The 17,130-nt window shown below is 60.8% G+C and carries 14 protein-coding genes and 2 pseudogenes; 5 read left to right on the top strand and 11 right to left on the bottom strand.

Going from position 1 to position 17,130, the window contains the following annotated elements:
- The 4 genes and pseudogenes from PMI09_RS29620 to PMI09_RS32915 all read left to right on the top strand — a co-directional run.
- Positions 1-301 (top strand): annotated as a pseudogene (locus tag PMI09_RS29620) (type IV secretory system conjugative DNA transfer family protein); the annotation flags it as partial.
- Positions 273-671, top strand: coding sequence for a helix-turn-helix domain-containing protein (locus tag PMI09_RS32700; protein WP_338009976.1), 399 nt, complete (start codon positions 273-275; stop codon positions 669-671). The pseudogene PMI09_RS29620 and the gene PMI09_RS32700, both read left to right, overlap by 29 nt.
- Before the next feature lie 20 nt (positions 672-691).
- Entirely contained in the window at positions 692-2,041 is a 1,350-nt protein-coding gene (locus PMI09_RS29610; RefSeq protein WP_244423843.1) for a type II toxin-antitoxin system HipA family toxin, read from the top strand.
- Between the two features lie 127 nt (positions 2,042-2,168).
- Positions 2,169-2,609: a transposase gene (locus PMI09_RS32915; protein WP_443216212.1), complete on the top strand. Its 441-nt coding sequence runs from the start codon at positions 2,169-2,171 to the stop codon at positions 2,607-2,609.
- Positions 2,610-3,295: 686 nt separating this feature from the next.
- Here the strand turns inward: PMI09_RS32915 and PMI09_RS29600 are convergent.
- The 10 genes from PMI09_RS29600 to PMI09_RS29555 form a co-directional block, all read right to left on the bottom strand.
- Complete coding sequence (locus PMI09_RS29600; protein WP_007803029.1) at positions 3,296-4,525, bottom strand: amidohydrolase family protein; 1,230 nt, start codon at positions 4,523-4,525, stop codon at positions 3,296-3,298.
- A 14-nt stretch (positions 4,526-4,539) separates the two neighbouring features.
- Positions 4,540-6,126, bottom strand: a complete 1,587-nt coding sequence (locus PMI09_RS29595) for a gamma-glutamyltransferase family protein (RefSeq protein WP_007803027.1) — start codon at positions 6,124-6,126, stop codon at positions 4,540-4,542.
- The gene (locus PMI09_RS29590; RefSeq protein ID WP_007803025.1) at positions 6,126-7,319 is read right to left on the bottom strand and encodes an amidohydrolase family protein; all 1,194 of its coding nucleotides are present in this window, start codon (positions 7,317-7,319) and stop codon (positions 6,126-6,128) included. The genes PMI09_RS29595 and PMI09_RS29590 overlap by 1 nt, the downstream gene beginning before the upstream one ends.
- Positions 7,320-7,419: 100 nt before the next feature.
- Entirely contained in the window at positions 7,420-9,246 is a 1,827-nt protein-coding gene (gene atzF, locus PMI09_RS29585) for an allophanate hydrolase (protein WP_007803023.1), read from the bottom strand.
- 4 nt (positions 9,247-9,250) lie between these two features.
- Entirely contained in the window at positions 9,251-9,892 is a 642-nt protein-coding gene (locus PMI09_RS29580; protein ID WP_007803021.1) for an isochorismatase family protein, read from the bottom strand.
- On the bottom strand, positions 9,885-10,571 hold the full coding sequence (locus tag PMI09_RS29575; RefSeq protein WP_007803019.1) for a cysteine hydrolase family protein: 687 nt from the start codon (positions 10,569-10,571) through the stop codon (positions 9,885-9,887). Before PMI09_RS29575 ends, PMI09_RS29580 begins: the two co-directional genes overlap by 8 nt.
- Complete coding sequence (locus tag PMI09_RS29570) at positions 10,568-11,716, bottom strand: ABC transporter ATP-binding protein (RefSeq protein WP_007803017.1); 1,149 nt, start codon at positions 11,714-11,716, stop codon at positions 10,568-10,570. Before PMI09_RS29570 ends, PMI09_RS29575 begins: the two co-directional genes overlap by 4 nt.
- Positions 11,717-11,727: 11 nt before the next feature.
- Positions 11,728-12,549: a carbohydrate ABC transporter permease gene (locus PMI09_RS29565; protein ID WP_007803015.1), complete on the bottom strand. Its 822-nt coding sequence runs from the start codon at positions 12,547-12,549 to the stop codon at positions 11,728-11,730.
- 4 nt (positions 12,550-12,553) lie between these two features.
- Positions 12,554-13,453, bottom strand: coding sequence for a carbohydrate ABC transporter permease (locus PMI09_RS29560; protein WP_007803013.1), 900 nt, complete (start codon positions 13,451-13,453; stop codon positions 12,554-12,556).
- A 136-nt stretch (positions 13,454-13,589) separates the two neighbouring features.
- Positions 13,590-14,885 carry an ABC transporter substrate-binding protein gene (locus PMI09_RS29555; RefSeq protein WP_007803012.1) on the bottom strand — a complete coding sequence of 432 codons (1,296 nt, stop codon included), beginning with the start codon at positions 14,883-14,885 and terminating at the stop codon, positions 13,590-13,592.
- A gap of 374 nt (positions 14,886-15,259) precedes the next feature.
- Between PMI09_RS29555 and PMI09_RS29550 the strand changes: the two genes are divergently transcribed.
- Entirely contained in the window at positions 15,260-16,738 is a 1,479-nt protein-coding gene (locus PMI09_RS29550) for an FAD-dependent oxidoreductase (RefSeq protein ID WP_007803010.1), read from the top strand.
- A gap of 46 nt (positions 16,739-16,784) precedes the next feature.
- On the opposite strand, the pseudogene PMI09_RS29545 reads toward PMI09_RS29550, so the two are convergent.
- Positions 16,785-17,130 (bottom strand): annotated as a pseudogene (locus PMI09_RS29545) (questin oxidase family protein); the annotation flags it as partial.

Genomic DNA, 17,130 nt, shown 5'->3' with positions numbered 1-17,130 from the left:
AGGGGTGATCAGCTATGTGCTTGAGAGCCGGCATTATCGCAATCGTCGCAATCTTGGCGAGGTCAATGCCTTCTTCAATACAGGCGTCGACCTGCAATCCATGATGAAGCTGATCAAGGAGAACGAAGGCGATCTCTCCCGCTTCACCATCGACAGCTTCAACGCCTTTATCTCCCTGAACGAACGCGCAGCCCGCTCCGCGCTTCTCGATATCCAGAAGGCCTTGGGTCCATTTCGCAACGAACGCGTGCTTGCGGCAACCGCGGTAACCGATGCGATCGGAAATGCCAGCCCACGCCGCCAATATTGCAAAGCACGTTAAATGCCATTATATTAGCATTTGTCACAGATTTTTCTACATAGGTGCTAATATGTTCGCATTTAATATGTCTTCTCCTTCGGATGTCATCAAAGGCTTATCGGAAAGAATGAAGCGTCGGCGGATCGAGCAGGGTCTGACCCAAAGGGAGCTGGCCACAAGATCGGACGTCTCCTACGGATCACTTAGGCTCTTTGAAGAATCTGGGAAAATCTCCCTCGAAAGTCTTGTAAAAATTGCCTTTATCCTTGAAGCCGAGGTCGAGTTCGAGCACTTGTTTCCAATTCGGCCACCGCGGACAATTGATGATGTCGTTGATCGTCCTCTTAAGCAGCGGGTGCGTAGAAAATGAAGTTCAGACCAGTTCAGCGAATGAGCGTTTATCTGGATCTCGAAGGGCACGAGAAGAAACTCGGCACCCTCGCATGGAGTGGTAAGGAACGCAGGGCATACTTCGAGTACGCGGCAGAATTTCTCGCTGCGCCCCTGTTGATTTCGCCCTTCCATATGAAGACCGCTCCAGGATTGATTGCGGCAGCACGCGACCCCTTTGACGGTCTCCATGGCCTATTTAACGACAGCCTACCTGATGGTTGGGGCCGGCTGTTGTTGGACCGCCGCCTCCAGCGAGCTGGCATCGACTACACCCGACTCACCCCATTGGATCGCCTTTCGGCTGTCGGCAGAACGGGGATGGGGGCGCTAACATACATTCCTGATTTGCCAGACAACCAGAAACAACCAACCGAAGCCACTGATCTCGATTGGTTTGCTGATCAAGTAGATTTGGTACAGGCGGACATGGATGTTGCCGATATCGATAGCCTACAGGGCGCCCAAGGTGGCTCCGCGGGCGCACGGCCAAAGATAATGATAGGTTTCAACAAGGTCGAGAATACCTGTGTTCTGGACTACGGTCAGTCGTTGGAACCGGGATTTGAACGATGGATGGTGAAAGCTCCTAGTACTTCTGATCCGGCTGAGATCGGTGCGGAAGAGAAGGCTTACGCGCTTATGGCGGCAGCCGCAGGGGTAGAGATGGCCGAGACTCGGCTCTTCGATACCCGCAAGGGAAAGCGGCTTTTCGCGACAAAACGTTTTGACAGAATCCCTGTTGGACGGGTCCACATGCACACTGCCAGTGGACTATTGAACGCTAACCATCGCGAGGCATCGCTGAACTACGAACAGCTTCACAAGCTTACGCTCATGATGACCCGTGACAGCGCGGATGTCCTGAAAATGTTTCGAAACATGGTATTCAATGTCTATGCCAAGAACCGTGACGACCATGTGAAGAACCACGCATTTCTTATGAACGGTAGTGGCCGGTGGTCGCTGGCACCGGCCTATGATCTTACTTTTTCCTCCGGACCGGGTGGGGAGCATAGCGCGGCTATCGCCGGTGAAGGCAGAGACCCTGGGATGTCTCACCTATTGACGGTCTCCAGAGGGGCTTCGATCTCCGATCACGACGCAAAGGAAGTCATAGAGCAGGTTCGAACGGCGATCAGTCGCTGGCCACAGTTCGCTGAAAAGGTTCAGCTATCCAGATCCCGTACAGCCGAACTTGACAGAATCTTGAACGTTAGGAGGCCGGCTCAAACACTGCGTTTGCACGATGGTCGAAATGACCACAGCATTTCTGGGCCGTCACGGGCAACGGAAAGCATGAGCGATGATAACGATCATGACGCAGACGGCTTCGGTCCCAAGCGTTGATCTCCAATCAGCCGTTGGTGGCAATTGCTGAATTGCGCAAATGCGGCGTTGAGATCGGGTCTCTTGAAATGAAAATGCCGCACAGGGCGGGCAAATCCCTCGTTACTGACAGCAAACCGAAGGCGAGATCCACATCGACGGCAAGTATGCTGGCGGACACCTGAAGCAGAAGAACAGACCTGAGGATCGGATCGATCGGCGAAAGAAAAAGTATCAGAATCTCAAACGGATGACGATCCTCGCCATGCGTGAGAAGACACTCTTCGGCCGCGGCCGAGAACGCACCCTCACTCGGGTCATTCGAACCGAGGACAGCAACGAGGCATGGGAATTCGCCAGGAGGAGTCTGGTGGTGGATCCTCATAATTGCGCAGTTTTCCCTTTCAGAAATGAACAGAGCGTCGGGCGAAATTCTCGAGACCGCGCGGGTAGAGCCTGTCACGCTTACCAAGCGCGACAGGGAAAAGCTCATCATTCTCACCGCAGAACAATATCGCAGGCTGCTTCGTCGTACACACGGTGGCCGACGGCTTGGACGACGCACCTGACGAGCTCCATGATGAACTGATGAGCCGCCTCGATCAATTGCTTGACGACGTCCGTGTTTGAGGCGGGACAAGTCCTCGGTCTCCACTATCTGTGGAGTGGCCAGGCACAAGCCGGCAAGAGGCTGGTCGCACGGGCGCCATTGTCACGTCACCTAACTGGTTGTCATCGGCGCTCCTTCCGCTGGCCCGATGAGGCATGTCTGGGAGAGCGGCTTCGCCTCGATCGTCCTTAGCCGCCGCAGGCGGGATTGTGGTGGCGCCGTTGGAACGGCGAGCGGATATGAGCTTGATAGGTGCAGGGCGCGGATCAAGACCGGAGGTTCAGAAGGCGAACTCTGACGCGCCATCAGTGCCTGCTCATGGTTGGAAGATCGTTGCCCCGCATCGTTCCCGCGAGACCGGTGTGCGGAAGCCGCCCCATACGACCTCTCTTCAGGCGGGTCTGACGCCAATCTGTCCTGATCCTGCAACGGCTCCCCCGACCTTCTTCCCCTGCGGCTTCGCCGCATTCCTCGCGAGGCAACAAGCTCGGCCTTCGCCGTCCTGCGCTTAAGCTGCGGTCCCGTTGGGATGCAGTCGGCCCGATCGGCGCCTTACGACCGCTATCAAGGCCGCGTGACGGCCCCGAACACAGGACCTCTCTAACCAACCGGAATTTTTGCAACAGAGCCGGCCATCGCCTCTTCCCGCCGTCGCTGTCGTCCTCTCACGAAAGCCCGAAGATGATCGGAAGACTGTTCCAGAAGCTTTGCCTTCCGTTCTTCCATCCTCCGATGACCCGCGCGATTTCGCGCACGGCTTCGGCCCCACCGGCGCAATCGAGAAGTACGATGGTTGCCTCTGCCCCCACCGAAAGGCCATGGGTCTTGCCCATCAGCAGCGCGGCGGAATCGGACACCATGGAAAAGACCAGCCGCATATCCTCTTCGCGCGAAAGCTGGGCTACATTGGCATAGAGGTTCGCCATGCGTATCAACGACGCGTCGCCATAGGGCGTGAACGGATTGAGGACGTTGTTCGTCGCAATCGAGGTTACGACGCCACGTCCGGCGAGAAGATGTGCAGGTGCAATCCCGCGCGGGACCAATGCCTCGAAGCCGCGCCCGTTGAGAAAGAGATCTGTCGCGGGCAACACCGTCAGCGCAATGCCGGCACCGCCAAGGCGGCGGGCAATCCCTTCCACCATTTCCGCCGGCATGGCCGAGAGGTTGGTGACATGGCCGATCGACACTCTGCCGCCCCAGCCATGCCGCTCCGTCTCGGTTACGACGGCGGGAAGATTGGTATTTTCGGGATCCAGGTCGAAATCCAGGTGAAAGTCGACGGCCACGTCGTGCTTTCTTGCCAGCTCGAAGATCAACTCGACATGCCGGCGCGGATCCGGGTCGGTGTAGGGGCAGCCGCCCACGAGATCGGCTCCTTCCGATAGCGCTCTGTCCAGCATGGCGAAGGTCTCGGGCTCCCGTGTCAGCCCCTCCTGTGCGAAGGCGCAGATCTCTATGTCGATGGCGAAGGCATAGTCCGCCTTCACCTTCCGAATGGCCTCGAACGAACGGAAGCCGGCGCGCGGATCAATCTCCACGAAGGTCCGCATCAGCGTTGTGCCATGGATGATCGCCTTCTCGACGACGCGCGCGGCGCGGGCATAAACGTCCTCGACCTCGAAGCCCTTCTTGGCGCGGGCCGTCTCACGCACTGCCTCAGCCAGCGTACCCTCGCAGATTAAACAGCGGCCGAGAATGCCGGCCTTGTCGAGATGGATATGGCTCTCGGCGAAGCCGCTGAACGCAAAGGCACCGCGGGCGTCGGCCTCCATGACGGCTTCGCAGCGGAAGGCGGGCTCCATGGCGGCGATTACGCCATCCTTAATGGCGATGTCCACAGTCTCCTGCCCCTGTTCCGTTCGTGCGTTCCGTATGACCAGATCGAACAGCATGTTGCTGGTTTCCTTCAGAGAGCCACGGCCCCGCCATCGCTGCGCGGATCGTGCGCGCCTCGCACCGTGCCGTCGTCGTCGATGCGGATCACCCCGGCTTGGCCACCCAGCGGATTGAGCGCGCCGATAGGCGAGATCGTGTGTCCCAGGGCGTTGAGGGCAGCAAACACGTCCTGCCCTGCATTTTCCTCCAGTTTCAGCGTGTCGCGGCTGTCGGAGAAGGTCTTGCCCAGCAAGAAGCGCGGGCACGCAAGTGCCGCGGCCGGATCGAGCCCATGGTCGATCAGCAGGCTAAGCAGCAAGGCGAGCGTCTGCGGTTGGCCGTCGGCGCCTTGGGTTCCATAGACGAGATGCGGTCGCCCATCCTTCAGTGCCAGGCCGGGATTGAGCGTGTAGAAGGGACGTTTTCCGGGTGCCAGCCGGTTGGGGCTTCGCGAATCAAGGCTGAAGGCAGCTCCGCGGTTCTGCCACAAGAGGCCGGTATCGCCGACGACGACACCGCTTCCCCAATCGAAATAGATGCTCTGAAGAACGCAGGCACAGCGCCCCTCGGCATCGACGGCGGCAAGAAAGGCGGTATCGCCTTGCTGGTAGGCATGTGGCCAGTTCATCGCCTTTCCGCGGCTGATCGCGGCGGCCTTTGCGGCCAGCCGCGCGGCGTCGAGCATGGCCGCCATCGGTGCGGGATTACAATAGTCGGGATCGCCGATCCTCTGGCGGTCGAGGAAGGCCTGCTTCACCGCCTCGACGAGATAGTGGTAATGGCCGGCGCTTGCCGGGCCTTCGTCGGATATCGCATGGTGGGCGAGGATCCCCATGATGCCGAGCGTGGTGATGCCCTGCGTGGGTGGCGGGGGGGCAAAGAGTGTGACGTCTCGATAGAGAAGACTTACGGGATCGGCGAAACGGGCTTCGGTCGCAACGAGGTCGGATGCGCAAAGGGGCGAGCCTACATCGGCCAATCCGCGGGCGATACGCGCCGCAAGTTCGCCCTCGTAGAACGTCCTTGCGCCCTCGCGGGCGATGGTTTCCAGCGTGCGGGCAAGCTCAGGCTGGCGCTGGACGCCGTCTCCGACGAAGAGCGGGGCAAAGCCCGGCCAGGTCGCCCGCTCCTCGGCGCGAAATTCGAACCAGAAGCGTTGCGACGGGCTGACGGCGTGACCATCCCGCGCAAGGATGATAGCGGGCTCGAGCAGCCGGCTCAGCGCTTCGCTGCCGCCCCACCGGCCGGACGAGAGATCGAGGAGCTTTTGCCAGCTATCGACCAGACAGGCCGTGGTCAGCATCGAACCCGGCCCGCGTAGCGGAATTTCGCGGATGCCCGCCGCCCCGGCCCCTGCCGCCGCCTGGCCGATGCCGAGCAGGCAGGATATCTTTCCCGATGCATCGCAGACCATCCAGACCGCATCGCCGCCGAGGCCGCAGAAATGTGGGTAGAGCACGGAAAGGGCGGCGCCGGCCGCAATCACCGCCTCAATGGCATTGCCGCCGCGCCTGAGGATAGCCGCGCCCGCGTCGCTGGCCTGCCAGTGCGGCGTCACGACCATGCCGTTCCGGCTTCTGGCGCCGGTCGTTTCCGTGTCGCGGGTGGGGGACTCCATCAACGCAGAACCTTGCCGTTTTCGGCGACCAACCGTCCGGCCTTGTAGACGCGACGGTTCTTCGGCACACCGACGACGGCCTGCGGCACATGCTCCGCATCGAGTGTGGTGAAGTCAGCCCTGGCACCCACTTCGATGCCGTAACCCTCAAGGCGGAGCGCCTTCGCGCCGGCGGCGGTGACGATATCGAAGGCGGCGGCCAGCTCTGCGTCGGTATAGAAGCCGGACCGGTAGCCGATGATCTCGGCACGCCGCAGCATGTCGCCGTCGCCATAGGGCCACCAGGAATCGCGAATGTTATCGCTGCCGCTGAATACGGTCACGCCTTCGCTACGCAGCAGAGCAACAGGCGGAAAATTGTTGGCGCCGGGGGCATTGGTCATGATCGCAACGCCACTTCGGGCGATCAGAGCGGCAATCTTGCGAGCGGCGTCCGGCGCGAGATCGCCGAGTCCGTAGGCGTGGCTGACCGCCACATGGCCCTGCATGCCGAGCGCCTCGGTGCGCGTGCAGATTTCCTCGATGGTGAAGGCGCCGAGCGTGGCGGCGTCGTGAAGATGGATGTCGACGTCGACGCCGTGCTTTTCGGCGACGCCGAAGACGACGTTCAGATGCCCGGTGACGTCGCGGTCGAAGCTCGCCGGATCCAGTCCACCGACGAGATCCGCGCCAAGGCCAATGGCCTCGTCGAGCAAGGCCGGCGTCCCGGGGCTCTTCAAGATACCGCTCTGCGGAAAGGCGACGAGCTGAATGTCGATGATGTCGCGATATTCCTCCCGCACGCTGAGGATGATTTCCAGCGGCTTCAGGCCGACGGATCGGTCGACCATGACGTGGCTACGCATCTGGAGCGTGCCGTTGGCGATGCAGAGGTCGAGTTGGCTGCGGGCGCGCTCCGCCATCGGCGCGGCATTCGCCATGTTTTCCGCCTGGAAGGTCACGCGCTCATGCACGTCGAAACCGTTCGTGCAGGGACGATGAGGAATCCACTTGTCGCCGTAGAAGCTCGTGTCGAGGTGAATATGCCCCTCGACAAAGCCGGGGACGAGCAGCGCGCCGGCGATGTCCACCGAGGCGCTGGAGGCAATGGCCGCGCCGGCGGGTTCGATGGCGGCAACGCGCCCACTATCGACGGCGATGTCGACGAGACGACCATCAACCAGGCGGGCATTGGTGAAAACGGTGCCTGTCAAAGCCTTTTTCCCCTTCTCATGTGCCTCATCGCAGCTCGACGCGCGGTGAATCCGAGTTCGCATCATTACGGACCCGGCGAGCAGGCCGCCAGATCGTTTTTCAGGCGCTCTGAGCGCGATAGGCACGCCAGCCGCCAAAATGGGTGATATCCGGCTGGTTCGCTATGGCTGCACTTTCGCACAGGAAGCCGGTCACCTGCGAGCCGTCGTCAAGCGTCAGCTTGCCGACCCCGAGCGGGGCGGGAATACGGCCGATGAAATCGCCAAACCCCGCAAGCGGCACGGCCCAAATCTCGACGGCGATAGGCGCGCCGCCTTCGGCACGGATCAGGCCGGGCCTGGCCGGACCGCTGCCGGTAAGCGCGTAGAGCCTGTAATCGCCGCTCGTGGCGGTGGACCGACGGAAGAAGCCGCCGCGTTCGACAAGTTCGTGGTTGAGCGGCATGCCGGAAAGATGGGCGCCGACCACGGCGATCTCCCGATAGCCTTCCGGCAGCGGCTGTTCGGCAACTTCCGGATAGGGGTTGTCGAACTTGGCCAGCTTGAGGCCCGTTGCCTTGTGGAAGGCGGCGGCTATTCCGGCGGCGCGCGCCTCCTCGAAACCCGGGGCCAGGAACGTGACGCCGAGCGGCAGGCCATCCTTGCGGAAGCCGTTGGGAACGGCAACGCCGCAAAGCCCCATGAGGTTGACGAAGTTCGTATAGATGCCAAGCTTGCTGTTCAGCTCGATCGGGTTCGCGGCGATGTCCTCCTTTGTGTAGATCGTCGGCGTCGTGGGTACCATTAGAACGGCGATGTCCTTCCATACGGCGCGCGTGTCGCGCTTGAGTTCGGCGATGCGATGGATTGCCGCGAAGGTGTCGGTGGCGTTGAAATTGCCGGATTTCGAGAGGATTTGCCGCGTTACCGGATGGATCGCATCGCGATACTTCTCCAACACGCTGTCGAGGCTGAGCGCGCGTTCGGAAATCCAGGGACCGTCGTAGAGAATGCGTTGCGTCTCCTCGAAGGGGGTGAAATCCACCTCGACCTTCTCGCCGCCCATGGCGATCAGCCGTTCGACAGCTTCGCCGAACAGGCGCTCGGCTTCGGCGTCACCGAAGAAACGGAGCGCATCGCCGGCCGGCACGCCGAAACGGAAGCGCGGCGGCGGCGCGACGGGAGTGAGCTGCACCTCGTCGGCTTCAGGCTTCGAGAAGGGATAGGACGGGTCATAGCCCGCCATCAGCTTCAGCACGCTCATGCCGTCCTCGACCGTCAGCGAGAACACGGAAAGCGTTTCGATGGTCTTTACGCAGCCGCCGCCGGAAACGCAGGCATTGCTGACCAGGCCGGGTGTCGGCTTGATGCCCACGATGTTGTTGAAGCCTGCCGGCACGCGTCCCGAGCCGGCGGCATCGTTGGCGATGGAAAAGCTCGAAAGCCCGGCGGCCACGGAAACGGCCGAGCCCGAGCTCGACCCCCCGGAAATGTAACGCTCGTCGAAGACAGAGGAGCAGGCGCCATAGGGTGTGCGCATGCCCACCAGACCGATGCCGAACTGGTCCATATTGGTCTTGCCGATCAGAAGCGCGCCGGCCTCGAAAAGGCGGTCGAGCGCCTGGCCGGAGGACTGGGCGACATAGGCGGCTTCCTTGAGCGCGTTCGTCGTCGGCAGGCCGACGATATCGTTGCAGTCCTTCACCGAGAAGGGAATTCCCCAGAGCGGTCGTCCATCATGGCCGGCGGCTTCCAGTTCGGCTGCGGCCTTGAGCGCGGTTGCGCGCTGCACGAGATAGGTCCAGACGTGGTCGTCGCCGCGCGCTTCTATGCGGTCGTAGATGACGTTGACGACGCGGGTCGGCGTCAGTTCACCGGTAGCATAAGCCTTGCCGAGCGTGGTGAGATCGAGACTGCCTGTGGCGTCGGACCAAATGAATTCTGACATGATGCTACCCCTGAAGTGTCGTTAGTGCCGCCAGGACGTCGGCGGTGGCGGCAACCGTGCCGAAAAGGCCGTGGCCGAAAGTTGTGATACGCAATTGCGCGCTGTGGCGCAGGGGCGAGGTGCCCTTGCAGGCATCCGCCACCGCCAGGCACTCGAAACCCATGTCGTTGGCCGCGCGCTGACTGGCGTGAACGATGCCTTCGGTCGGGAGACCGGTCACGAGCAGGTTCCGCACGCCGCGGTGGCGCAGCTCATCCTCGAGCCCCGTGCGGAAGAATGCGTTGTCGCCACCATGATCGACGAGGATTGCGTCACCGGGCAGCTCCAGCCTGTCGCTCAGCACCCATTCGGCAGAATGTCTTACGGGAACATGGTCGCCGAGAAGACGGCGACGAGCCGCCATCGCGCTTTCGGACGGGTCTGCGCCACGGCGGGCGGCAACGACGGTAAGGCCGGCTTTCTTGGCCCCTTCGAGCAGTTCCATGGCGGCTTCGAGCTCCGGCCCGGCCGACAGCGCGGCGATGTTGCCGTTCTGGAAGCCGAGGAGCAGAAGCGCCGTGTCGCTCGCCGACCAGATCCCGTCAAAGGGCCAGGAATAGGGATTGGCGGCGATGGCGCCGAAGCATTTCATGTCGCGCTCAGCCATCGAGCATCTCCAGCATGGCCTTGAACGCAGCCCGGTCGGAGACGCCGCCCCAGCGCCCGCCGAAAGCCTTCAGGATTTCGATGGTCGCCTCGTGATTGGGGGTCTCGACCGCCGCCGTGCAGTCTTCGAGAAGCACGCACTCGATGCCGCATTCGAAACCGTCGCGCATGGTGGATTGCACGCAGCAATCCGAGGTGACACCGGTGACGACAAGGCGAGAGATGCCGCGCTCTTTTAGTTCGTCCGCCAGTCCCGTGCGGTGGAATGACGACTTGCCCGGCTTGTCGATCAACAGTTCTCCCTCGACGGGGCTTAGTTCGGGAATGATCTGCCAGCCCGGTTCGCCATGCACGAGGATACGGCCGGTCTTGCCCTGGTCGCCGATGCCGAGCCCGTGGACGCGGGTGCGCCATTGCTTGTTGGCATGCAGGTCCAAAAGATCGGGTCGGTGTCCCTCTCGGGTGTGAATAACGGTGATCTTCGCCGCCCGGGCAGCCTCGAGGGCTTCGCGGATCGGCGCGATGACGGAGCGGGTGTTGGAGACATCCTCGCCGAGTTGGTCGATCCAGCCGCCGGGGGCGCAGAAATCCACCTGCATGTCGATGATGATGAGTGCGATCTCCGCCCTGTAGACGGGACCGCCGAGCGGCCAGAAGCCGCCGGTTGTCGGACTCGTCATAAGGTTACTCCCGTTTGCGCATCAAAAACGAGGATCGACGCCGGATCGATGGCGAAGGACACGCTCTCGTCGCGGCTGATGCGATGGCTGCCGTCGATCATGGCCTTCAGCTTCGGCGACGACTTCATCACATCGCGCTCGTCCTCGATCATGTCGGCATGGCCCATGGCGATCTCGCCCGAATCCAGATGCAGCAGCAGGTCGGCTCCCAGATCCTCAACGAACAGCACCCTGGCAGAGAGGGTTCCTGGTCCCGTCGAGCCCGTCCTTACTTTGAAGGCTTCGGGGCGGATGCCGGCGACAACCTTCCCGCCAATGCGCCGGGCCAGCCGCTCCGCCGAGGCCGGAAGCGGGAGCAGGAAGGGACCGATCTGCAGGGCCGGCGCGCCATCGTGACCGACGAGGGTCGCCTCCATGAAATTGATCGGCGGCGAGCCTATGAAGCTCGCAACGAACATGTTCACCGGATTATCGTAGAGCCTGCGAGGGGCATCGAGCTGCTGCAGTGTTCCCTTGTTCATCACGGCTACGCGATGACCCATCGTCATCGCCTCCACCTGGTCGTGCGTCACGTAGACCGTGGTGACCGCCCGGATGAGCTGCAGCCTCGAAATCTCTGTCCGCATCTGGCCACGCAGTCGAGCATCGAGGTTCGAAAGCGGTTCGTCCATGAGGAAGGCGTTGGGCGAGCGAACCAACGCCCGTCCCATGGCGACGCGCTGGCGCTGGCCACCAGAAAGGCGCGCCGGCTTCCGGTCGAGGAATTCCGTCAGCTCGAGCAGCGCAGCCGTTTCGCGAACCTTCGCCGCCACCTCCTCGGGCTTGGCGCCGCGAACCTTCAGTCCGAATGCGATGTTTTCCCCGACGGTCAGATGCGGATAGAGCGCGTAGGACTGGAACACCATGGCGATATTGCGCTCGCGCGGGGCAAGATCGTTGGCGACGGTATCGTTGATGCGGAGCGTGCCGCCAGTGATCTCCTCGAGGCCCGCGATCATGCGCAGCGCCGTGGTCTTGCCGCAGCCCGACGGACCGACAAGCACCATGAATTCGCCGTCGTTGATCGAGAGGTTAAAGTCCGTCAGCGCGGCGGACTTGCCGCCAGCATAGGTCTTGGAGACGTTCTGAAACGAAATCTGGGCCATGGATCTGGGTCCTACTGTACGCCGTTCGTTGCGCCCTGAACGAAGTAGCGATTCATGAACAGCGCCATCAGGACAATCGGAATTGTTGAGAAGTGGGCGAGCGCGCCGAGCGTGCCCCAGGTGATGTCCTTGGTACCGTAGGCGGTCAGCAATGCGACCGATATCGGCTTGGAATCGAGTGTCGTGAGGAACATGGGATGAAGGAAGTCGTTCCAGGAAAACATCATGCAGAACAGAGCGCAGGCGATCATGCCTGAACGGGTGGTCGGCACGGCGACCTTGAGGAAGGCACCCATCTGCGTGCAGCCATCGGTTAGTGCCGCCTCTTCCATGTCTGGGGGCAGCGACTTGAAGTATGAGAACATCATCCAGGTCACGAAGGCGCAGTTGAGCATGGTGTTGAAAACGATGACCGCCCACCAGCTTCCGAGCAGGCCGATGTCCCGCATGAGCAGATAGAAGGGGATCAGGGCGGCGATTGCCGGGATCATGCGGATCGCCAGAAAGAAATAGGCAAAGCCCGCGGCATACCGGGATTTGGATCTTGCCAGAGCATAGCCCGCGGGAGTGCCGAGCAGCAGCGACAGGAGCGTCGTACCGACGCTGATGACAAGTGACGAGCGCACCAGCGAGAACACATCGAAAGCCGCAAAGGCCTTGCGGAACTGGTCGAGCGTTGGCTCGAAGAACAACCGCGGCGGCACGGAGAAGATCTGGTTCGAGGGCTTGTAGGCCGTGGAAATCAGCCAGCATACCGGCAGCAGGAAGAGCACGGTAATGGTGAGAATGGTAGTCCGCTCAAGAAAGATGCGTCGTTTGGAAACCATGGCCATCGCACTACTTCCCATTGATCCGTACATCGGCGCGGCGCACCACCAGCATCAGCCCGGTCGCCATCAGCGCGATAAACAGCAGTGTGACGTTGCCGACCGCCGACGCATAGCCGACATTGAAGAATTGCAGCCCTTCCTTGACGCCGAGCATCATCAACGTGTTCGTGGCGTCGTCGGGCCCGCCCCCGGTCGTGACGAAGACAGAATCGAACACGCGGAAGGCGTCCATGCTTCTCAGCGTGAGCGCCAGGAAGACCGATGGCAGCATCAACGGCAGGATAAGCATCTGAAAGCGCTGCCAGGCCGTTGCGCCATCGACCAGTCCCGCCTCCAGCACATCTGCCGGCAGCGCCTTCAATCCTGCGAGCAGGATCAGCGCCATCAGGGGCGTCCATTCCCAGCAATCGATGAGGATGAGCACCCAGAGCGCCGTGCTGCCGTCCGTCAGTAGGCCGCTACGCGGCCCGATCCCGGCCTCAAACAGGAAGTAGCCGATCATACCGTAGTCCGCGCCGAGCAGCGCCTTGAAGATCAGGCCAACCACCAGCGGGGTGATCGTGGCGGGAATGAGCAGGAAGGCAAGGACGATGCGATTGAAGCGACTGTCGCGCCACAGGAGCAGTGCAAGGCAGAAGCCGAAAACCAGCTGCAACCCGACGCTGAAGATCGTGAACTGAAACGTATTGAGAATGGCCTTGCGGGCCGACGGATCCGAGAAGATGTCGAAGTAGTTCTGGAGGCCAACGAACTGGGTGCGGGCCGGACGCAGAAGATGGTATTTATAGAAGCTGTACCAGATGCCTTGTCCAAGGGGCCACAACCCTACAGCTGCGACATATATGACGGCCGGCGCTGCCATGAAGAACAGGAAAAACCTGCGGCGGTCTGAGAAGCTGTAGCGCACAGATCCAACGCTCCACTCTAAATTCGGCAAGCTGTCGCGGGAACAGCCAGCGCCTGTCATATAGCTCGCAACTTTACTCAGGTTGCATTGAAGGTCGGCCCGCCACCCTTCCTCGGATGGCGGGCGTCAAAGTCTGTCAGAACAGTTTTTCGGCTGCCGCCTGGGCTTTGTCCAGCGCATCCTTCGGCGTAACCGAGCCAGAGAGCGCCGAGTTCACAGCCGTCCCAAGCAGATCCTGGATTTCCGGATACTGGGGAATGCGCGGGCGGAATTCGCCATTGCCGTGCTCATAAGTTTCCTTGAGAACCGGCAGGAAGTCGAATTTCGCGTTGAGATCGGGGTCGTCGAGCTCGCTCTTGCGGATGAAGCCACCTGCCCCGAGCATGTTGAATTCCTTGTGGACCTTCTTGCTGCTGATCCACTTGATGAAGGTCCAGGCCGCGTCCTGCTTGGAGGCGTCGATGTCGGCATTGATCGACAGGCCCCAGCCGCCGACGCCGTATTGCGGCGTCATGCCCGTTGCGACCGGAGCGACCGAAATACCAACCTTGCCGACCACGTTGGAGACCTTCGGATCGGAATAGGACGTCGCACCGACGGACCATGTCTGCATGAAGGCTGCGAGCCCCTGACGGAAACTTTCTTCGCGACCGCCCCAGTCGTATTCGATTGCACCGGGAGGCGCGGCCTCCGTGATGAGCTGCTTGTAAACCTCGAGGCTCTTGATATTGGCTTCGGAGTTCAGCGCCGGTTGGCCATCCTTGCTGAGAATGGAGCCGCCAAGCTGATTGTTATACTGCATCCAGTCCTGCGCGACCGCAGGCCCCTTCTGGCCATTGGCGACAAAGCCATACTGCTTCTTGGACGGATCATTGAGTTTCAGGGCGTCCTGGACAAGTTCTTCCATGTTCGCCGGCGGCTTCAGGCCGGCTGCTTCCAACAAGTCCTTGCGATAGGCCAGAACGTTGGCATAGGCCGCAAGCGGATAGGCAACATATTTGCCGTCATATTGCCCGAGTGATTCAAGGATCACCGGATAGATGTCGTCGAGATCGAGTTCCGCCGCATCGCGTTTTACCCTGTCGGTCAGGTCAACCGTATATTGGTTCTCCGCATAGGCGCCGGCCCAAACGATGTCCATGGTGACGAGGTCGTAGCCCTTGGTGTCGCCAATGAAGTCGGCGGTCGTCTTGGTCAGCAGGGTGCCATAGTCCATAATCTCGACCTTGACGTCCGCGCCCGTCTCCTCCTTGAAGGCGGGGGCGAGCGCCTGAAGGACGTTCGCGAAGCCGTCGTTCATGGAGGCGATCGTCAGCGTTACGCCATCGAGCGACTTCGCCTCGGCATAGGCAGCAGAAGCCATGAGCGCGAGCACCGATACCGCCAGCCTGCCTGCTTTAATGGTCACGCATGGTGAGGATAGTTTCATCATGGATCGCCAACCCCTTTTGTTTTTGAACCGGATGAAGGCAGGTTAGCTACGACCGCACTCAAGTCAAACAAAAATTCACATCCATCACAAAAAACATACCGAAGTCTATCTCTCTGATTAATCCTTTTGCAGGATGATCAATGCGTAGCCGCGATCTGATTTATTTTAAGGCAGTCGCGTCTAATTTTTCATCCTATTGTTTTTGCAGGGATATTTTCCCTATATATATTCCCCCGTTTCGTTCTCAGAAGGGAGCCGCCGTTTGTGTTGCGAAGAAGAGTGCGTGTGCGAAAAAAATGAAAACAACACAATCAAACACTTTACAACTTTCCCTCTCTCGATACCTTGGTGTCGTTTCCCGGAGAAATGTCGCCATGCAGCCATCGCCAATGGATGTTTCAGCCTCACACCGCCCCGCATACAGTGCCGCGGTCGTCGCCGCACTTGAAGCGCAGGTTGCGCGCGACCTCGCAACGATAGAAGTCGGCCTGCGCGAGTGGGTGCCGGAACGACGCCGCACATCCGGCGAGGCGATATCAGATGTCGTCATCGTGGGAGCAGGTCTCTCTGGCCTGTCGGTTGCCTTCGGGCTGAAGCGGCAGGGCGTCCAGCGCGTACTCCTCATCGATGCTGCACCGGAGGGCCGCGAAGGACCCTGGATCACAACGGCGCGCATGCGCACATTGCGTTCACCCAAGACCCTCACCGGGCCGGATCTCGGAATTCCGTCATTGACCTATCGGGCCTGGCACGAGACCACATATGGGTCGCAACATTGGGAGACGCTGAACAAGATCGATCGGATCGACTGGATGGCATATCTCGGCTGGTTCAGATCGGTCCTTGCACTGAATGTTTGCAACGACACAAAACTGATCCGGATCGAGCCCGATGAAGGGCATCTGCGCCTCCTTGTGGAACGAGAAGGAGTGCTAAGGGAGCTTTCCTGCCGCAAGGTCGTCCTGGCCACCGGCCTCGAAGGAGCGGGCAGTCTGAACGTGCCGGACGCAATCCGTGAAAACCTTCCACGTCAGCACTGGACCCATAGCGGTGACAAGATCGATGCCGGCTTCTTTATCGGCAAACGGATCGGCGTGCTCGGTGCGGCCGCATCCAGCTTCGACTGGGCGGTCGCCGCCCTCGAGGCTGGCGCTGAATCCGTGACGGTTCTGGCGCGCTCGAAAGTCCTGCCTCGCACGGAACTGCTTGATTGGTCGAATTTCCCCGGCTTTCTCAACCATTTCGCCGATCTCGATGATCACAGCCGCTACAGATTTACCCGGCGGATGTTCGCCTTCAAGACACCGCCGACCAACGAGATGTTCAACCGCGCCATGGCACACGAGGCGTGCCGGCTGGTGACGGGCGCCTATATGCGGTCGGTCACCATGGAGGGCGAGAAAATTTGTATAGGAACCGCGGCTGGCGATTTTCGGTTCGATCACCTCCTGCTCGGTACGGGCTATCGCGTCGATCTTTCATGCCGGCCGGAGCTTTCCAACCTGATCGGTTCGGTTGCGACATGGGCGGACCGCTTCGTCCCGAATGAGGGGGAGGATGACCGCGATCTCCTGGCCTATCCCTATCTCGGCCCAGCTTTCGAATTCCTCGAGAAGACGCCTGGCTCTTTGCCGATGCTCGCCAACATCCATGTCTTCAACAATGCGGCGGTCCCGAGCCTTGGGCCTGTGTGCAACGGCATCACCGGACTGAAATCTGGCGTGCCGAAACTCGTTGCCGGCATCTGCCGCGGCCTTTTCAAGGCCGATATCGAGCATTTCTACCGATCGCTCGACGGCTACGACAAGATCCATTTCCAGCCGGAATATTGCTTCGACGGCGGCGCTGCCTGAGGCGCCGGCCCGTCATCTGTCCTCAGGGCGCGAATATGCCCGACGCTCAGCTCGTGACCTGCCCCTGAAGGGCATCCGCATCGAAATCAATCAGCCCCATGCGACGCGCGGCGACGACTTTGTAGAGCGGATCGCCGGTATCGCGAAACTCCTCGAATGCCGAAAACACCAGCGAATGGTCGTGTTCGTCATTTGAGGCGACGGCAGCGGCGGCAATAATCTCATCCGGCGGCACCGGCACAGTCCGCCATTGGTCGAGAACCTCCGGCGAGGGCAGCGCCGGCATGTCAATCTTGGTATAGAGCGCCATGACGACTTCCCAGAAATGCATGGCGAGGCGTTGCGGCTCATCCAGATGGGGACTGACGAGCCGCAGCCAATGGCAGCCGGTG

This window comes from Rhizobium sp. CF122, from assembly GCF_000282035.1.
Taxonomy (GTDB): Bacteria; Pseudomonadota; Alphaproteobacteria; order Rhizobiales; family Rhizobiaceae; genus Rhizobium.
This window is presented reverse-complemented; position numbering and strand designations above follow the sequence as displayed.